The sequence below is a fragment of the Streptomyces sp. O3 genome, assembly GCF_054788135.1.
On record NZ_JBTVYK010000027.1, the window covers coordinates 57364 to 73109 of the forward strand.

Here is a 15746-nt window from a genome sequence, read left to right on the forward strand (position 1 = left end):
CAGGATGGCGGCATGGTGACGTATCAGCCGTGGACGGGCCTTCACCGTGACCTGCTGGCAGCGAAGGCACTCGTATACGAGCCGGGCGGTTTCGCCTGCTCGCCGCCGGTTTCCGAACCGGAGAGCGCCGAGTACGCGGCGTGCGCGTTCACGCTCGACGACCGCTCGGTCCGGTTCCGCGTGGCCAGGACCACGCCGACGAAGGCGGGTCAGTTCGTCACCGTGTGGCAGCGGTCCGAGCAGGGGCCGATCCGGCCCTTCGACGCCGCCGACGGAGTGGACCTCTTCGTCATCAGCTGCCGTGACGACGACGGCTTCGGACAGTTCGTGTTCCCGCGCGAGGCGCTGTGCGAGCGCGGGATCGTCTCCCGCGGCGGCTCCGGCGGGAAGCGCGGATTCCGCGTCTACCCGCCGTGGGTGACCACGACCAACCGGCAGGCCCGCGGCACACAGGCCTGGCAGGTGAACTACTTCTTCGACCTCGGCCAGAACGGGCGGCGCGCCGACCTGACGCGCGCCCACGCCCTCTACTCGGCCACCCCGGCCAGCGGTGCACCGAGCCCGCTGTCACCCGCCCCGGCGGAGTGAGACGTGCGGCGTTAGGCGGCCTCTCCCAGGCGGGATGCGCAGGCGCGGCAGTGGCCGGGTTCCGGGGCGCGGAAGGCGCGGTCGCACTCCTCGCAGGTCTGGAGGGGGTCGGGCGCGCGCGGGCCGGTGGGCAGGGGTGGGGGCAGCAGCGCGGTGAGGCGGTGCGCGAGCAGCCCGGCCGGGTGGCCCAGGGGCTCCGGGAGGCGCGCGAGCAGCGCCCGGCGTACGGCGTCGGGCGCGGCCCCGCGCTCCAGCCAGGCCTCGACGGCGGGCGCGAGGCGGCGTACGTCGCGCTCGGCGAGCAGCAGCCGGGGTTCGTGGCGGCGCAGCTCGGCGAGCAGCCCGGCGGCGACGCGCAGCCGCTCCGGGTCGGGGGTCTCGGGCTCGGGCAGCGGCAGCGGTGGCGTGTCCTTCGGCGCGCGCTGTACGGGGGCGGGGGCGGCGGGCTCGGGCGCGGGCGGCGGTACGGGTGTCACCGGAGCCGGAGCCGCGGGGGCGTGCCGCACCGGTGCTTTCGGGCCGGTCCGGGCCGGAGCCGAGCGTGCGTGGGACGGGCTGCCGGGGCGATTCCCAGGCCGGTCACCGGGTCGGTCGCCGAGTTGGCCACCAGGCCGGTCGCCGGGCCGGTTGCACGACACCGTACGGGTGACGACCTGGCCGCTGGGCAGCCGCTCGCGCGTGCGCCGCAGATAGCCGTGGGCCTCCAGCTCCCGCAGGGCGGCGGCGATGCGGTACTCGCTCTCCGGGAAGCGGGCCGCGAGGAATCTGATGCCGATCTTCGCCCCGCAGGGCAGCGACTGGATGTGCACGGCGAGCCCGATCGCCAGCAGGGACAGCTCCCGGTGCTGGGCCAGGTGGTTGCCGACCACGGTGTAGCGCTCGGTGTGCCGGACGTTGTCATGCACGACACCGGATCGCGTCGTGCGTCCGGGAACCCCGGACGAGGCGCGCGAAGGCGCGCTAGAGTACTGGTGACCCATGGGGAAGGGTTCTTCTTCCTCGTTGGTGAGACCCTCGTCCGGGATCGCTACTCCCGGCGGGGGTCGCTGACTTTCTGTGGTTGTCGGGGCGAGCATATGCCCGCCAACCCAACCGAAATCCAGCCCAGTTGGCAGAGATCACCCTTGTGAGTGACTGGGGGTGGGTGGGGTGGGTAGGGGTTTTTCCTCCGTCTTTAAGAGCGTTCCTTAAGAGCTTTTACGCCGTGGGCCACCGCGTCGCGGTCATCGAGGTCGCGGTCCGCCGCGTCGCGGCGAACCGGGTCGCGGTATGCGCGATCCGGTGAGGTGTTCAGCTCGGCCCACACCGTCTTGCGCGGGGCGGGGCCCGAGGTGACGCCCCAGCGGTCGGTGAGCGCCTCGACGAGCAGGAGGCCGCGCCCGGACTCGCTGTCCCCGTCAGGGCCGGGGCGCTGGACGGCGGGCAGCCGCTCCGGGCGGGTGTCGGTGACCTCGACGCGGAGTGCGTCGCCGGTGACGGCCAGCGCCAGGTGGAAGTCCCGGCCCGGCACATGGCCGTGCAGGACCGCGTTCGCGGTCAGCTCGGCGATCACCACCGACGCGGCGTCCAAGGGCCAGCCCCAGTCGCGGAGTTGCTCGGCGGCGAGCGCGCGAGCGAGGTGCGCGCCCCTGCGGGTGGCGGGCAGGCGGGCCGTGAACTCGCGTGGCTTGGCGGCCGGGGGAGCGGTTTCTTGGTTCATGTCACCCAGCGTGGCGGTGCGTGCGTACCGTGTTGATGGGAAATGCCCTCGCGTACAGCGACTGTCCAGTGCTTGTCCGGTGCTGTCCAGGCTGTCCGAAGCGACGCGGCGGGGATAAGGGGCGTTGAGGCACAGCGGCACACGGCGGAGGGGCGCGGGATGAGCGCGGACGGCGACGCGGGGCGGCTCAAGGACGAGACGGACGAGCCGGGTTGGGAGGTGGACCCGGACGACGAGTGGGGAGTCGCGGTCATCGAGACCGTCGGACGGCAACTGAAGCTTCGCCGGGAGTCGGTGGGGATGCGGGCCGCCGAGTTCGGGAGGGCGGTTGGGTACGGCGAGGACCTCGTCTACAAGATCGAGGGTGGCAAGCGGATTCCCCGGCAGGAGTACCTGAACAAGGCCGACGAGGTCTTGCGGGCGGACGGGCTCATCGCCGCGACCTGGGAGGACGTGAAGAAGGTCCGGTACCCGAGGAAGGTGCGAGAGTTGGGGGCGCTGGAGGCCAAGGCCGTTGAGATGCAGCTCTACGACCCCTTGAACGTCCATGGCCTGTTGCAGACGCCGGAGCAGGCGCGGGCGCTGCTGTTAATGCGGCGGCCCGCGTACACCCGCGATGAGGTGGAACGCTACATGGCTGCACGCCTGGCTCGAAAGATCGTCTTCGAGCGGGAGCCAGCGCCCGAACTCAGCTTCATACTGGAAGAATGGGTGCTTCGGCGTCCCCTCGGGGGGACAATGGTGCAACATCAGCAGCTCGAACATCTGCGTGAGATCGGGCAGTTGCGGAGCGTCGAGATTCAGGTGATGCCGATGAACCGCGAGGAGCACGCCGGAGTGGACGGCGGGATCGAGGTGCTGAAGTTCGCTGACGGCTCGGCGGTCGGGCGTTCCCCTGCGGTGGCCAACGGCCGTCCGGTCTCCGAGCCGAAGCATCTCCGTATCCTGGAGCTGCGGTATGGCATCATCCGGGCGCAGGCTCTCACTCCACGGGAGTCGATGGCCTTCATCGAGCAAGTGCTGGGAGAAACATGATCCGCAAGGCCTCCGCCGGGGACGTTTCCGAACTGGCGTGGTTCAAGAGCAGCTACAGCAGCGGTAGCGAAGGCGACTCCTGCGTCGAGGTCGCCACCACTCCTAGCACCATCCACGTCCGCGATTCCAAGAACATTGAGGGCCCTCAACTCGCCTTCGCGCCAGGCGCTTGGGCGGGCTTCGTCTCGTACGCCTCGGTCTCTAAGGCCTGACCGCCAACCGCGAGTAAGCATGGGGAGCGACATGACCCGCAAGGCCTCTGCCGGGGACGTTTCCGAACTGGCGTGGTTCAAGAGCAGCTACAGCGACCAGAGCGACGGGAACGAGTGTGTCGAGGTGGCGACTGTCTCAGGCGGAGTCCACGTCCGCGACTCCAAGAACGCGACCACCGAGGGTCCCCGGCTAGCCGTAGGGCCCTCGGCCTGGGCGGGCTTCGTCGCGTACGCGTCCGCCTCTCGGTGGCGGTCAGTAGACCTCGTGGTCCGCCACGGCTCGCGCTGAGCCGCCGTCGTCCTCGGTGTCCTCACTGTCGGCGGCCTGGAGGCCGAGGTTGCCGCACTGGTTCGCGGGACCCGACAGCGGAAGCGTGGCGATCAGGCCGCCGAGCGTGCCGACGCCGTCTGTCGTCGGCCCGTCGGCGACGGCCCGACCGTCGAGGTTCAGGCAGGTGTTGTCGTGGGCCCCGTTACCGGTGCCGATGATCGTGGTGGCCGCGGCCGGTGCCGCGCCAGCCCACGCCGCGGCGACCGTGGCGGTCGCGGTGGCGGCGATGGCCGTGGTTCGTCGGATTCCGATGATGTGCATGCGATGCCAACGAAACGCGTGCGCGATGGTCACCCGTCTGGCCCAGCGGTGGCGTGCCGCGCCGCGCTCAGCTGACGCTCGGGTGTAGGCACCCCATCCGGATGCCGGGCCGGGCCTGGCCTGGGATGCGATCACCCCGTAGCGGGCGTGTGATGGGAGCAGAGGAGGAGGCCGCAAGCTGCGCGGCCGCTCCCCCCACAGGTCTGTGGGGAGGTCGGAAACAGCATGGCCGCTTCAACGAATCCGCAGTGGCCGAGCCGGGGCCGGTCGGTGCCGCCGGGCACGCCGAGCGGCCCGCCGCGCGGGCCCTACCTCGGCAGACAGCCAAGCCCGGACCAGCCGCCGAGGAACGGCTTCGGCATCGCCGCCCTGATCGTCGGGATCGTAGGCGTCCTGGCCGGGCTGGTCCCGCTGCTCTTCTGGATCGCCGCCGTCCTCGGCGTCATCGCCCTGGTCCTGGGTCCCGTCGGAGCCCGACGGGCGACGCGGGGGCAGGCCACGAACAAGCGCATGTCGATCGTCGGCACCGTACTCGGCGGCCTCGCGATCGTGCTGTCGATCATCGGAGGGGTGATCGTCAACAACGCCCTGGAGGACGTCAAGCGGGAACTCGACGTCCCGAAGACGACGGCCCCGTCCACGCCCACGCCCGAGGGAGAGGACACCGCCGCTCCCGACGAGGAGGAAGCCCCCAGCCCCGCCGAGGCCGAGACGCCCGCCGCCGGTGGAGCGCTCGACTTCGACGCGACCCAGGAGTACGCGGACGGGGTCAAGATCACGGTCGCGGCCCCTCGCCCGTTCAGCCCGTCCGACACGGCGGCTGGCCACGCTTCCGGAAACCGCGCGGTGGTGGTCGAGATCACCGTGCGCAACGACTCCGAGGAGAAACAGGATCTCGTGCTCATCGTGTCGGCGAGGGACGCGGACGGACGCGCGGCCGACCGGATCTTCGACAGTGCGAGCGACATCCTCGGCTTCCGTGGTTCCCTGCTCCCAGGGAAGAAAGCGGTAGCCGACTACGCCTTCGACCTGCCCCCAAGCGCAGCGGACACGCTGGACGTGGAGGTGCAGCTCGGCTTCGACCGCGACTCGGCGATCTGGAGCGGCCCGACGTCCTGACGCACCTCAGCCGGTTCTCGGGCGCAGCCGCTCCAGCAGCCGCCAGACGACGGAGACGCCGGCGGATAGGTCACAGCCCGGACTGCTCCCGCTCCCCCAGGGCCTCGAAGTCTACGCGGCGTGCTCGCCGGTACCGGCGGGCTCGATTGGGGGTGCCCATGGTCCGGGGGTGCTTCTGGTGGGCCGTCGTCGCGTGGGTGGAGCCCAGGGGAGTCGAACCCCAGGGTTTGACTCCCGCCCCGCACCGGGTACGATCCTCCGCCACGATTGGCCAGGTCGATGCCCCGTATGGCAGACTGTCCGGGTTGCTCGGTTGAGTGCCGATGCTGCGCGCCTCCCGCCGGGAGGACCGGAAGCGAGTCCCACAGTACTCGTCGCCCTATCTGCCCTGTGGCAGCGCTGGGGCGGACGTACGGGAATCTTCCGGGAAGCGGAGCGGGGTGCCTTCAGCCAGGCGCCCGGTGGGTGTTCTTCCCCCGCCGCGCGGTCATCAGGGCCGCAGCCCCTCGCAGGGAAACCCCTAGGGACATCCCTGTCAGCGAGACTGCGACACGCCCGACCGCGTGGGTCGAGGAAGACGTGACAGAACCCGCCGGGTTCCAGAGCGTTACGAGAGACAGGACTACAAAGTAGCCATGGCGGGACAGAAGATCCGCATCCGGCTCAAGGCCTACGACCACGAGGTCATCGACACTTCGGCGAAGAAGATCGTCGAGACGGTGACGCGCACTGGTGCGTCGGTCGCGGGCCCGGTGCCGCTGCCCACTGAGAAGAACGTGTACTGCGTCATCAAGTCGCCGCACAAGTACAAGGACTCGCGCGAGCACTTCGAGATGCGCACGCACAAGCGCCTGATCGACATCCTCGACCCGACGCCCAAGACCGTTGACTCGCTGATGCGCCTGGACCTTCCGGCCGGCGTTGACATCGAGATCAAGCTCTGAGAGGCGCGGAGAAGATGGCTAAGCAGATCAAGGGCGTCCTGGGCGAGAAGCTCGGCATGACCCAGGTCTGGGACGAGAACAACCGTGTCGTCCCGGTGACCGTCGTCAAGGCCGGGCCCTGCGTCGTTACCCAGGTCCGTACGAATGACTCCGACGGCTACGAGTCGGTCCAGATCGCCTTCGGCGAGATCGACCCGCGCAAGGTGAACAAGCCCCTCAAGGGCCACTTCGCCAAGGCCGACGTGACCCCCCGCCGCCACCTGGTGGAGATCCGCACCTCCGGCGCGAGCGAGTACACGCTCGGCCAGGAGATCAGCGCGGACGTGTTCGAGTCCGGCGTCAAGGTCGACGTCACGGCCAAGAGCAAGGGCAAGGGCTTCGCCGGTGCCATGAAGCGTCACAACTTCAAGGGTGGCAAGGCGTCCCACGGTGCCCACCGTGTGCACCGTATGCCCGGTTCCATCGGTGGCTGTGCCACCCCCGGCCGTGTCTTCAAGGGCACGCGCATGGCGGGCCGCATGGGCAACGAGCGGGTCACCACCCAGAACCTGACCGTTCACGCCGTTGACGCGGAGAAGGGCCTGCTCCTCATCAAGGGCGCGGTTCCTGGTCCGAACGGCGGCCTCGTCCTGGTCCGCACCGCGGCCAAGGGGGCCTGAGGACTATGAGCACCATTGACATTCTGTCGCCCTCCGGCGACAACGCCGGGACCGTCGAGCTCCCGAGCGAGATCTTCGACGCGAAGGTCAGCATCCCGCTGATCCACCAGGTCGTCGTCGCGCAGCTGGCCGCGGCCCGTCAGGGCACGCACAAGGTCAAGACCCGCGGCGAGGTCCGAGGCGGCGGCAAGAAGCCGTACCGCCAGAAGGGCACCGGCCGCGCGCGCCAGGGTTCGACCCGTGCGCCGCAGTTCGCCGGCGGTGGCGTCGTGCACGGCCCCGTGCCGCGTGACTACTCGCAGCGGACCCCGAAGAAGATGAAGGCCGCCGCCCTGCGTGGCGCCCTCACCGACCGGGCCCGCAACAACCGCATCCACGTCGTGTCCGGCGTGGTCGAGGGCGACATCTCCACCAAGGCCGCCAAGACCCTCCTCGGCAAGGTCAGCGAGCGCAAGAACGTGCTCCTGGTCATCGAGCGTGCGGACGAGAAGGCCCTGCTGTCGGCTCGCAACCTGCCCCAGGTGCACATCCTGGAGCCGGGCCAGCTGAACACGTATGACGTGCTCGTTTCGGACGACGTGGTCTTCACCAAGGCCGCCTTCGACTCCTTCGTCGCGGGCCCCAAGGCCGCTGAGACCGAAGGGAGTGTCGCCTGATGGCCACGTTCCACCAGAGCATCGCCTCTAAGGAAGCCAAGGCCGCGAAGGCCGCGCGGGCCGCCAAGGCCAAGCGCCGTGCCGTCGAGGGCCCCGGCCCGCAGTCGCCGGCCGAGCCGAGCAAGGTCTACACCGACCACCGCGACGTGCTCGTCAAGCCGGTGGTCTCGGAGAAGAGCTACGCGCTCCTGGACGAGAACAAGTACACGTTCATCGTCGACCCGCGCGCCAACAAGACCCAGATCAAGCAGGCCGTCGAGGCGGTCTTCTCGGTCAAGGTCACCGGGGTCAACACGATCAACCGGCAGGGCAAGCGCAAGCGCACCCGCACCGGTTTCGGCAAGCGCGCGGACACCAAGCGCGCCATCGTGACCCTCGCTGAGGGCGACCGTATCGACATCTTCGGCCAGGCCTCCTAACGGAGCGCCCTGGTCCGAATATCGGACGAGGACTGAGAAATGGGAATCCGCAAGTACAAGCCGACGACGCCGGGCCGCCGTGGCTCCTCCGTCGCCGACTTCGTCGAGGTAACGCGGTCCACGCCGGAGAAGTCGCTGGTTCGCCCGCTGCACAGCAAGGGCGGCCGTAACAACGCCGGTCGGATCACCGTTCGCCACCAGGGTGGCGGACACAAGCGCGCCTACCGCGTGATCGACTTCCGTCGTCACGACAAGGACGGCGTGCCGGCGAAGGTCGCGCACATCGAGTACGACCCCAACCGCACCGCGCGCATCGCGCTGCTGCACTACGCAGACGGCGAGAAGCGCTACATCATCGCCCCGCGCGGCCTGAACCAGGGCGACCGGATTGAGAACGGCCCCGGCGCCGACATCAAGCCCGGCAACAACCTGGCGCTGCGCAACATCCCGGTCGGTACCACGATCCACGCGATCGAGCTCCGTCCCGGCGGTGGCGCCAAGTTCGCCCGCTCCGCGGGCGCCTCCGTGCAGCTGCTGGCGAAGGAGGGCTCGATGGCCCACCTTCGTATGCCGTCCGGCGAGATCCGTCTCGTCGACGTCCGCTGCCGCGCCACGATCGGCGAGGTCGGCAACGCCGAGCAGTCGAACATCAACTGGGGCAAGGCCGGCCGTAAGCGCTGGCTGGGCGTTCGTCCCACCGTTCGCGGTGTCGTGATGAACCCGGTTGACCACCCGCACGGTGGTGGTGAGGGCAAGACCTCCGGTGGTCGCCACCCGGTCTCGCCGTGGGGTCAGAAGGAGGGTCGTACGCGTTCGCCGAAGAAGGCGAGCAACAAGTACATCGTCCGCCGCCGCAAGACGAACAAGAAGCGCTAGGAGCGGGTTTAGATGCCGCGCAGTCTCAAGAAGGGACCCTTCGTCGACGACCACCTGATCAAGAAGGTGGACGTCCAGAACGAAGCGGGTTCCAAGAACGTCATCAAGACCTGGTCCCGGCGCTCGATGATCATCCCGGCCATGCTGGGTCACACCATCGCGGTGCACAACGGCAAGACCCACATCCCGGTGTTCGTCACCGAGTCGATGGTCGGCCACAAGCTCGGCGAGTTTGCGCCGACCCGCACCTTCCGCGGCCACGTCAAGGACGACCGCAAGTCGAAGCGTCGCTGACGAGGCGGGTGCGAAGACTATGAAGAACACCGAAGGGACAACCATGGAAGCCAGGGCCCAGGCGCGGTACATCCGCGTCACGCCCATGAAGGCCCGCCGCGTGGTGGACCTCATCCGTGGCATGGACGCCACGGAGGCCCAGGCGGTCCTGCGTTTCGCCCCGCAGGCCGCGAGCGTGCCGGTCGGCAAGGTGCTGGACAGCGCCATCGCCAACGCCGCGCACAACTACGACCACTCCGACGCCTCCACGCTGTTCATCAGCGAGGCGTACGTGGACGAGGGCCCGACCCTGAAGCGGTTCCGGCCGCGCGCCCAGGGTCGTGCCTACCGGATCCGTAAGCGGACCAGCCACATCACCGTGGTCGTCAGCAGCAAGGAAGGAACCCGGTAATGGGCCAGAAGGTAAACCCGCACGGGTTCCGGCTCGGTGTCACGACCGACTTCAAGTCGCGTTGGTACGCCGACAAGCTGTACAAGGACTACGTCAAGGAAGACGTCGCCATCCGTCGGATGATGACGCAGGGCATGGAGCGCGCGGGCATCTCCAAGGTGGAGATCGAGCGCACCCGTGACCGTGTGCGTGTGGACATCCACACCGCGCGTCCCGGCATCGTCATCGGCCGTCGCGGCGCCGAGGCCGACCGCATCCGCGGCGACCTCGAGAAGCTCACCGGCAAGCAGGTCCAGCTGAACATCCTCGAGGTCAAGAACCCCGAGGTCGACGCTCAGCTGGTCGCGCAGGCCGTCGCCGAGCAGCTGTCCTCGCGTGTCTCCTTCCGTCGGGCCATGCGCAAGAGCATGCAGAGCTCGATGAAGGCCGGCGCCAAGGGCATCAAGATCCAGTGTGGCGGTCGTCTCGGCGGCGCCGAGATGTCCCGCTCGGAGTTCTACCGCGAGGGCCGTGTGCCCCTGCACACGCTCCGCGCGAACGTCGACTACGGCTTCTTCGAGGCCAAGACCACCTTCGGCCGCATCGGCGTGAAGGTCTGGATCTACAAGGGCGACGTCAAGAACATCGCCGAGGTCCGCGCCGAGAACGCCGCGGCCCGTGCGGGCAACCGCCCGGCCCGTGGTGGCGGTCAGGACCGCCCGGCCCGTGGTGGCCGTGGTGGCGAGCGTGGCGGCCGCGGCCGCAAGCCGCAGCAGCAGTCCGCGCCGGCAGCCGAGGCCCCCAAGGCCGAGGCCCCCGCCGCTGCCGCTCCGGCTGAGAGCACTGGAACGGAGGCCTGACCGACATGCTGATCCCGCGTAGGGTCAAGCACCGCAAGCAGCACCACCCCAAGCGCAACGGCATGGCCAAGGGTGGCACTGAGGTGGCGTTCGGCGAGTACGGCATCCAGGCCATGGGCCCGGCTTACGTGACGAACCGTCAGATCGAGGCGGCTCGTATCGCCATGACGCGTCACATCAAGCGTGGTGGCAAGGTCTGGATCAACATCTACCCGGACCGCCCGCTGACCAAGAAGCCCGCCGAGACCCGCATGGGTTCCGGTAAGGGTTCCCCCGAGTGGTGGGTCGCGAACGTCAAGCCCGGTCGGGTGATGTTCGAGCTGTCCTACCCGAACGAGAAGATCGCCCGTGAGGCGCTGACCCGTGCGGCCCACAAGCTGCCGATGAAGTGCCGGATCGTCAAGCGCGAGGCAGGTGAAGCGTGATGTCGGCCGGTACCAAGGCGTCCGAGCTGCGCGAGCTGGGCAACGAGGAGCTCCTGGGTAAGCTCCGCGAGTCCAAGGAAGAGCTGTTCAATCTCCGCTTCCAGGCGGCGACGGGTCAGCTCGAGAACCACGGCCGGCTCAAGGCCGTCCGTAAGGACATCGCGCGGATCTACACCCTCATGCGTGAGCGCGAGCTGGGCATCGAGACGGTGGAGAGCGCCTGATGAGCGAGAAGAACGTGACTGAAGAGACTGCCGCCCGCGGGTTCCGCAAGACCCGTGAGGGTCTGGTCGTCAGCGACAAGATGGACAAGACCGTCGTCGTCGCCGTCGAGGACCGCGTCAAGCACGCGCTGTACGGCAAGGTCATCCGCCGTACGAACAAGCTCAAGGCCCACGACGAGCAGAACGCCGCCGGCGTCGGCGACCGCGTCCTCCTGATGGAGACCCGGCCGCTGTCCGCCACCAAGCGCTGGCGCATCGTCGAGATCCTCGAGAAGGCCAAGTAATTCCTGCGGGAAATATCCCGCAGGACAGTTCCGCCAGGCTCGGCAGGGGCCCGCTCGTCAGAGTGAAGCCCCTGCCGGGAACCGGCAGACGATCAGGAGATAGACGTGATCCAGCAGGAGTCGCGACTCAAGGTCGCCGACAACACTGGTGCGAAGGAAATCCTTTGCATCCGTGTTCTCGGTGGCTCGGGTCGCCGCTACGCGGGCATCGGTGACGTCATCGTCGCCACCGTCAAGGACGCGATCCCCGGCGGCAACGTGAAGAAGGGTGACGTCATCAAGGCGGTCATCGTTCGCACCGTCAAGGAGCGCCGCCGTCCGGACGGCTCGTACATCCGCTTCGACGAGAACGCCGCCGTTGTTCTGAAGAACGACGGCGACCCTCGCGGCACCCGTATCTTCGGCCCCGTGGGCCGTGAGCTGCGCGAGAAGAAGTTCATGAAGATCATCTCGCTCGCGCCGGAGGTGCTGTAAGCATGAAGATCAAGAAGGGCGACCTGGTACAGGTCATCACCGGCAAGGACAAGGGCAAGCAGGGCAAGGTCATCGCGGCCTACCCCCGCGAGGACCGCGTCCTGGTCGAGGGTGTCAACCGGGTCAAGAAGCACACGAAGGCGAACCAGCCGGGCCGCGCTTCGCAGGCCGGCGGCATCGTCACCACCGAGGCCCCGGTCCACGTGAGCAACGTTCAGCTCGTCGTGGAGAAGGACGGCAACAAGGTCGTCACTCGCGTCGGTTACCGCTTCGACGACGAAGGCAACAAGATCCGCGTTGCCAAGCGGACGGGTGAGGACATCTGATGACGACCACCACCACTCCGCGTCTGAAGACGAAGTACCGCGAGGAGATCGCGGGCAAGCTGCGTGACGAGTTCAAGTACGAGAACGTCATGCAGATCCCCGGCCTCGTGAAGATCGTGGTCAACATGGGTGTGGGCGACGCCGCCCGCGACTCCAAGCTGATCGACGGGGCCATCAAGGACCTCACCACGATCACCGGTCAGAAGCCGGCCGTCACCAAGGCCCGCAAGTCCATCGCGCAGTTCAAGCTGCGCGAGGGCCAGCCGATCGGCTGCCACGTCACGCTCCGTGGCGACCGCATGTGGGAGTTCCTGGACCGCACCCTGTCGCTCGCGCTCCCGCGCATCCGCGACTTCCGTGGTCTGTCCCCCAAGCAGTTCGACGGCCGTGGCAACTACACCTTCGGTCTCACCGAGCAGGTCATGTTCCACGAGATCGACCAGGACAAGATCGACCGCGTCCGGGGTATGGACATCACCGTGGTCACCACGGCGACCAACGACGACGAGGGCCGTGCCCTCCTTCGTCACCTCGGCTTCCCCTTCAAGGAGGCGTGAGCGAGATGGCGAAGAAGGCTCTGATTGCCAAGGCTGCTCGTAAGCCCAAGTTCGGTGTGCGCGCGTACACCCGCTGCCAGCGCTGCGGCCGTCCGCACTCCGTGTACCGCAAGTTCGGCCTCTGCCGTGTGTGCCTTCGTGAGATGGCTCACCGCGGCGAGCTGCCGGGCGTGACCAAGAGCTCCTGGTAATCCCCTAGTTGGGATTACCGGAGGCTCTCGGTAAGTATCCGGTCGGCGGGAGCCCGCCCCTCCATGGCTTAGGCTGGGAGGGTTGGGCGCCCGCCGCCCTGACCGACTTACTACGCCGTAGGTCCCCGCACCGCACCCGTCCCGCCTCTGAGCGGGGAGAGGGATGGCGCATACAGGAAACCCCGGCGAGAGAGGCCGAAGGCCAATTCATGACCATGACTGATCCGATCGCGGACATGCTGACTCGTCTGCGTAACGCGAACTCGGCGTACCACGACACCGTGGCGATGCCGCACAGCAAGATCAAGTCGCACATCGCGGAGATCCTCCAGCAGGAGGGCTTCATCACGGGCTGGAAGGTCGAGGACGCCGAGGTCGGCAAGAACCTCGTCCTCGAGCTGAAGTTCGGCCCGAACCGTGAGCGCTCCATCGCGGGCATCAAGCGGATCTCCAAGCCCGGTCTCCGGGTTTACGCGAAGTCCACCAACCTGCCCAAGGTCCTCGGCGGCCTCGGCGTGGCGATCATCTCCACGTCGCACGGTCTTCTGACCGGTCAGCAGGCAGGCAAGAAGGGCGTAGGTGGGGAAGTCCTCGCCTACGTCTGGTAGTCGGGAACGGAGGAAAAGCTAATGTCGCGTATTGGCAAGCTCCCCATCACGGTTCCCGCCGGCGTGGACGTCACCATCGACGGCCGTACGGTCCAGGTGAAGGGCCCCAAGGGCACCCTCTCCCACACCGTCGCCGCTCCGATCGAGGTCGAGAAGGGTGAGGACGGCGTCCTGAACGTCACCCGCCCCAACGACGAGCGTCAGAACAAGGCCCTGCACGGCCTGTCCCGCACGCTGGTGGCGAACATGATCACCGGTGTGACCCAGGGGTACGTGAAGAAGCTCGAGATCAGCGGTGTCGGTTACCGCGTCCTGGCGAAGGGCTCCAACCTGGAGTTCTCGCTCGGCTACAGCCACCCGATCCTGGTCGAGGCTCCCGAGGGCATCAAGTTCAACGTGGAGTCCGCGACCAAGCTGTCTGTCGAGGGCATCGACAAGCAGAAGGTCGGCGAGGTCGCCGCCAACATCCGCAAGCTGCGCAAGCCCGACCCGTACAAGGCCAAGGGCGTCAAGTACGAGGGCGAAGTCATCCGCCGCAAGGTCGGAAAGGCGGGTAAGTAAGCCATGGCATACGGTGTCAAGATTGCTAAGGGCGACGCTTACAAGCGTGCCGCTATCAAGCGTCGTCACATCCGCATCCGTAAGCACATCTCGGGTACGGCCGAGCGTCCGCGCCTGGTCGTGACGCGCTCGAACCGCAACATCGTCGCCCAGGTCATCGACGACGTGAAGGGTCACACCCTCGCGTCGGCGTCCACCCTGGACAGCTCGATCCGCGGTGGCGAGGCCGACAAGTCCGCCAAGGCCAAGCAGGTCGGCGCCCTGGTCGCCGAGCGCGCCAAGGCCGCGGGCATCGAGGCCGTCGTATTCGACCGTGGTGGTAACCAGTACGCCGGGCGCATCGCCGCCCTGGCGGACGCCGCCCGCGAAGCCGGACTCAAGTTCTGAGTCCCGTCCGTAGCTAGCGGAACAGAGAGAGGTAAATCCAATGGCTGGACCCCAGCGCCGCGGCAGCGGTGCCGGTGGCGGCGAGCGGCGGGACCGGAAGGGTCGCGACGGTGGCGCTGCCGCCGCCGAGAAGACCGCGTACGTTGAGCGCGTTGTCGCGATCAACCGCGTCGCCAAGGTTGTGAAGGGTGGTCGTCGCTTCAGCTTCACCGCGCTGGTCGTGGTGGGCGACGGTGACGGCACCGTGGGTGTCGGTTACGGCAAGGCCAAGGAGGTGCCGGCCGCCATCGCCAAGGGTGTGGAGGAGGCCAAGAAGCACTTCTTCAAGGTCCCCCGTATCCAGGGCACCATCCCGCACCCGATCCAGGGCGAGAAGGCCGCGGGCGTCGTCCTGCTCAAGCCGGCTTCCCCCGGTACCGGTGTGATCGCCGGTGGCCCGGTGCGCGCCGTGCTCGAGTGCGCCGGTATTCACGACGTGCTGTCGAAGTCCCTCGGCTCGGACAACGCGATCAACATCGTGCACGCGACCGTGGAGGCCCTCAAGGGCCTGCAGCGTCCCGAGGAGATCGCGGCCCGCCGCGGTCTGCCGCTCGAGGACGTCGCTCCCGCGGCTCTGCTCCGTGCGCGTGCCGGGGCGGGTGCGTAATGACCCGCCTCAAGATCACGCAGACGAAGTCGTACATCGGCAGCAAGCAGAACCACCGCGACACGCTCCGCTCGCTCGGCTTGAAGAAGCTGAACGACAGCGTCGTCCGGGAGGCTCGTCCCGAGGTCGTCGGCATGGTCCACTCCGTGCGTCACCTCATCAAGGTCGAGGAGGTCGACTGACATGGCGGAGCAGAACCCGCTGAAGGTCCACAACCTCCGTCCTGCCCCGGGCGCCAAGACCGCCAAGACCCGTGTCGGTCGTGGTGAGGCGTCCAAGGGTAAGACCGCTGGTCGTGGTACCAAGGGCACCAAGGCCCGTTACCAGGTTCCGGAGCGCTTCGAGGGCGGGCAGATGCCCCTCCACATGCGTCTCCCGAAGCTCAAGGGCTTCAAGAACCCGTTCAAGACCGAGTACCAGGTCGTGAACCTCGACAAGCTGGCCGCGCTCTACCCGCAGGGTGGCGAGGTCACGGTGGCCGATCTGGTCGCCAAGGGCGCCGTTCGCAAGAACAGCCTGGTCAAGGTCCTCGGTCAGGGCGAGATCTCGGTGGCGCTGCAGGTGACGGTCGACGCCGTCTCCGGCTCCGCCAAGGAGAAGATCGCCGCCGCCGGCGGCACCGTCACCGAGCTCGTCTGAGCACGGTGACCTGAACGATCCCACCGGGGATGCCCTCACAAATAGGGCATCCCCGGTTGGTCGTTCCGGGGGACCGCACGCGCCGGTAAGGTGGCGTGCGT

At 68.1% G+C, this 15746-nt stretch carries 29 protein-coding genes; 26 read left to right on the plus strand and 3 right to left on the minus strand.

What is annotated here, in order from left to right; translation table 11 throughout:
* Positions 1-12 precede the first annotated feature (12 nt).
* Complete coding sequence (locus tag ACX6XY_RS15730) at positions 13-588, plus strand: MepB family protein (RefSeq protein ID WP_460330689.1); 576 nt, start codon at positions 13-15, stop codon at positions 586-588.
* Between the two features lie 11 nt (positions 589-599).
* Here ACX6XY_RS15730 and ACX6XY_RS15735 read toward each other — a convergent pair whose 3' ends face one another.
* Together ACX6XY_RS15735 and ACX6XY_RS15740 are read right to left on the minus strand one after the other, a co-directional pair.
* Positions 600-1568, minus strand: coding sequence for a helix-turn-helix domain-containing protein (locus ACX6XY_RS15735; RefSeq protein ID WP_460330691.1), 969 nt, complete (start codon positions 1566-1568; stop codon positions 600-602).
* 194 nt (positions 1569-1762) lie between these two features.
* Entirely contained in the window at positions 1763-2287 is a 525-nt protein-coding gene (locus tag ACX6XY_RS15740; RefSeq protein WP_460330693.1) for an ATP-binding protein, read from the minus strand.
* Between the two features lie 159 nt (positions 2288-2446).
* Between ACX6XY_RS15740 and ACX6XY_RS15745 the strand changes: the two genes are divergently transcribed.
* From ACX6XY_RS15745 to ACX6XY_RS15755, 3 genes are read left to right on the plus strand one after another with little or no spacing between them, the layout of a single operon-like run.
* The gene (locus ACX6XY_RS15745) at positions 2447-3322 is read left to right on the plus strand and encodes a helix-turn-helix domain-containing protein (protein WP_460330696.1); all 876 of its coding nucleotides are present in this window, start codon (positions 2447-2449) and stop codon (positions 3320-3322) included.
* A complete protein-coding gene (locus ACX6XY_RS15750; protein WP_460330698.1) occupies positions 3319-3534 on the plus strand; it encodes a DUF397 domain-containing protein in 216 nt (71 codons plus the stop codon). The genes ACX6XY_RS15745 and ACX6XY_RS15750 overlap by 4 nt, the downstream gene beginning before the upstream one ends.
* Positions 3535-3565: 31 nt before the next feature.
* The gene (locus ACX6XY_RS15755; protein WP_460330700.1) at positions 3566-3823 is read left to right on the plus strand and encodes a DUF397 domain-containing protein; all 258 of its coding nucleotides are present in this window, start codon (positions 3566-3568) and stop codon (positions 3821-3823) included.
* Here ACX6XY_RS15755 and ACX6XY_RS15760 read toward each other — a convergent pair.
* On the minus strand, positions 3788-4126 hold the full coding sequence (locus tag ACX6XY_RS15760; protein ID WP_460330703.1) for a hypothetical protein: 339 nt from the start codon (positions 4124-4126) through the stop codon (positions 3788-3790). The two genes, ACX6XY_RS15755 and ACX6XY_RS15760, sit on opposite strands and share 36 nt — an antisense overlap.
* A gap of 225 nt (positions 4127-4351) precedes the next feature.
* On the opposite strand from ACX6XY_RS15760, the gene ACX6XY_RS15765 reads away from it, so the two are divergent.
* The 22 genes from ACX6XY_RS15765 to rplO all read left to right on the plus strand — a co-directional run bounded on the left by ACX6XY_RS15765 (position 4352) and on the right by rplO (position 15645).
* Positions 4352-5245: a DUF4190 domain-containing protein gene (locus ACX6XY_RS15765; RefSeq protein WP_460330705.1), complete on the plus strand. Its 894-nt coding sequence runs from the start codon at positions 4352-4354 to the stop codon at positions 5243-5245.
* 635 nt (positions 5246-5880) lie between these two features.
* Positions 5881-6189 (plus strand): 30S ribosomal protein S10, encoded by a 309-nt coding sequence (rpsJ, locus tag ACX6XY_RS15770; RefSeq protein WP_004571821.1) that lies wholly within the window; start codon positions 5881-5883, stop codon positions 6187-6189.
* Between the two features lie 14 nt (positions 6190-6203).
* Positions 6204-6848, plus strand: coding sequence for a 50S ribosomal protein L3 (gene rplC, locus ACX6XY_RS15775; RefSeq protein ID WP_460330708.1), 645 nt, complete (start codon positions 6204-6206; stop codon positions 6846-6848).
* Between the two features lie 5 nt (positions 6849-6853).
* Entirely contained in the window at positions 6854-7504 is a 651-nt protein-coding gene (gene rplD, locus ACX6XY_RS15780) for a 50S ribosomal protein L4 (RefSeq protein ID WP_460330711.1), read from the plus strand.
* On the plus strand, positions 7504-7923 hold the full coding sequence (gene rplW, locus ACX6XY_RS15785; RefSeq protein ID WP_460330714.1) for a 50S ribosomal protein L23: 420 nt from the start codon (positions 7504-7506) through the stop codon (positions 7921-7923). The genes rplD and rplW overlap by 1 nt, the downstream gene beginning before the upstream one ends.
* A gap of 39 nt (positions 7924-7962) precedes the next feature.
* Positions 7963-8799, plus strand: coding sequence for a 50S ribosomal protein L2 (gene rplB, locus ACX6XY_RS15790; RefSeq protein WP_460330715.1), 837 nt, complete (start codon positions 7963-7965; stop codon positions 8797-8799).
* Between the two features lie 12 nt (positions 8800-8811).
* A complete protein-coding gene (gene rpsS, locus ACX6XY_RS15795) occupies positions 8812-9093 on the plus strand; it encodes a 30S ribosomal protein S19 (protein WP_156722913.1) in 282 nt (93 codons plus the stop codon).
* Positions 9094-9136: 43 nt separating this feature from the next.
* Complete coding sequence (gene rplV, locus ACX6XY_RS15800; protein ID WP_304465707.1) at positions 9137-9484, plus strand: 50S ribosomal protein L22; 348 nt, start codon at positions 9137-9139, stop codon at positions 9482-9484.
* A complete protein-coding gene (gene rpsC / locus ACX6XY_RS15805; protein ID WP_460330719.1) occupies positions 9484-10323 on the plus strand; it encodes a 30S ribosomal protein S3 in 840 nt (279 codons plus the stop codon). The genes rplV and rpsC overlap by 1 nt, the downstream gene beginning before the upstream one ends.
* Before the next feature lie 5 nt (positions 10324-10328).
* The gene (rplP, locus tag ACX6XY_RS15810; RefSeq protein ID WP_460330722.1) at positions 10329-10748 is read left to right on the plus strand and encodes a 50S ribosomal protein L16; all 420 of its coding nucleotides are present in this window, start codon (positions 10329-10331) and stop codon (positions 10746-10748) included.
* Complete coding sequence (rpmC, locus tag ACX6XY_RS15815; RefSeq protein WP_460330724.1) at positions 10748-10972, plus strand: 50S ribosomal protein L29; 225 nt, start codon at positions 10748-10750, stop codon at positions 10970-10972. Before rplP ends, rpmC begins: the two co-directional genes overlap by 1 nt.
* Entirely contained in the window at positions 10972-11256 is a 285-nt protein-coding gene (rpsQ, locus tag ACX6XY_RS15820; RefSeq protein ID WP_156722919.1) for a 30S ribosomal protein S17, read from the plus strand. The genes rpmC and rpsQ overlap by 1 nt, the downstream gene beginning before the upstream one ends.
* Positions 11257-11361: 105 nt before the next feature.
* The gene (gene rplN, locus ACX6XY_RS15825) at positions 11362-11730 is read left to right on the plus strand and encodes a 50S ribosomal protein L14 (protein WP_156722921.1); all 369 of its coding nucleotides are present in this window, start codon (positions 11362-11364) and stop codon (positions 11728-11730) included.
* Positions 11731-11732: 2 nt separating this feature from the next.
* Positions 11733-12056, plus strand: a complete 324-nt coding sequence (gene rplX / locus ACX6XY_RS15830; RefSeq protein ID WP_411056714.1) for a 50S ribosomal protein L24 — start codon at positions 11733-11735, stop codon at positions 12054-12056.
* Entirely contained in the window at positions 12056-12613 is a 558-nt protein-coding gene (gene rplE / locus ACX6XY_RS15835; protein WP_460330727.1) for a 50S ribosomal protein L5, read from the plus strand. The genes rplX and rplE overlap by 1 nt, the downstream gene beginning before the upstream one ends.
* 5 nt (positions 12614-12618) lie before the next feature.
* A complete protein-coding gene (locus ACX6XY_RS15840; RefSeq protein WP_003956452.1) occupies positions 12619-12804 on the plus strand; it encodes a type Z 30S ribosomal protein S14 in 186 nt (61 codons plus the stop codon).
* 209 nt (positions 12805-13013) lie between these two features.
* Positions 13014-13412, plus strand: a complete 399-nt coding sequence (gene rpsH, locus ACX6XY_RS15845) for a 30S ribosomal protein S8 (protein WP_018528360.1) — start codon at positions 13014-13016, stop codon at positions 13410-13412.
* Positions 13413-13433: 21 nt separating this feature from the next.
* Complete coding sequence (gene rplF / locus ACX6XY_RS15850; protein ID WP_460330730.1) at positions 13434-13973, plus strand: 50S ribosomal protein L6; 540 nt, start codon at positions 13434-13436, stop codon at positions 13971-13973.
* A 3-nt stretch (positions 13974-13976) separates the two neighbouring features.
* Positions 13977-14360: a 50S ribosomal protein L18 gene (gene rplR, locus ACX6XY_RS15855; RefSeq protein WP_460330733.1), complete on the plus strand. Its 384-nt coding sequence runs from the start codon at positions 13977-13979 to the stop codon at positions 14358-14360.
* A 40-nt stretch (positions 14361-14400) separates the two neighbouring features.
* Positions 14401-15006 carry a 30S ribosomal protein S5 gene (rpsE, locus tag ACX6XY_RS15860; RefSeq protein ID WP_019753099.1) on the plus strand — a complete coding sequence of 202 codons (606 nt, stop codon included), beginning with the start codon at positions 14401-14403 and terminating at the stop codon, positions 15004-15006.
* A complete protein-coding gene (gene rpmD / locus ACX6XY_RS15865; protein WP_460330737.1) occupies positions 15006-15188 on the plus strand; it encodes a 50S ribosomal protein L30 in 183 nt (60 codons plus the stop codon). The genes rpsE and rpmD overlap by 1 nt, the downstream gene beginning before the upstream one ends.
* A gap of 1 nt (position 15189) precedes the next feature.
* On the plus strand, positions 15190-15645 hold the full coding sequence (gene rplO / locus ACX6XY_RS15870) for a 50S ribosomal protein L15 (protein WP_460330740.1): 456 nt from the start codon (positions 15190-15192) through the stop codon (positions 15643-15645).
* Positions 15646-15746 lie beyond the last annotated feature (101 nt).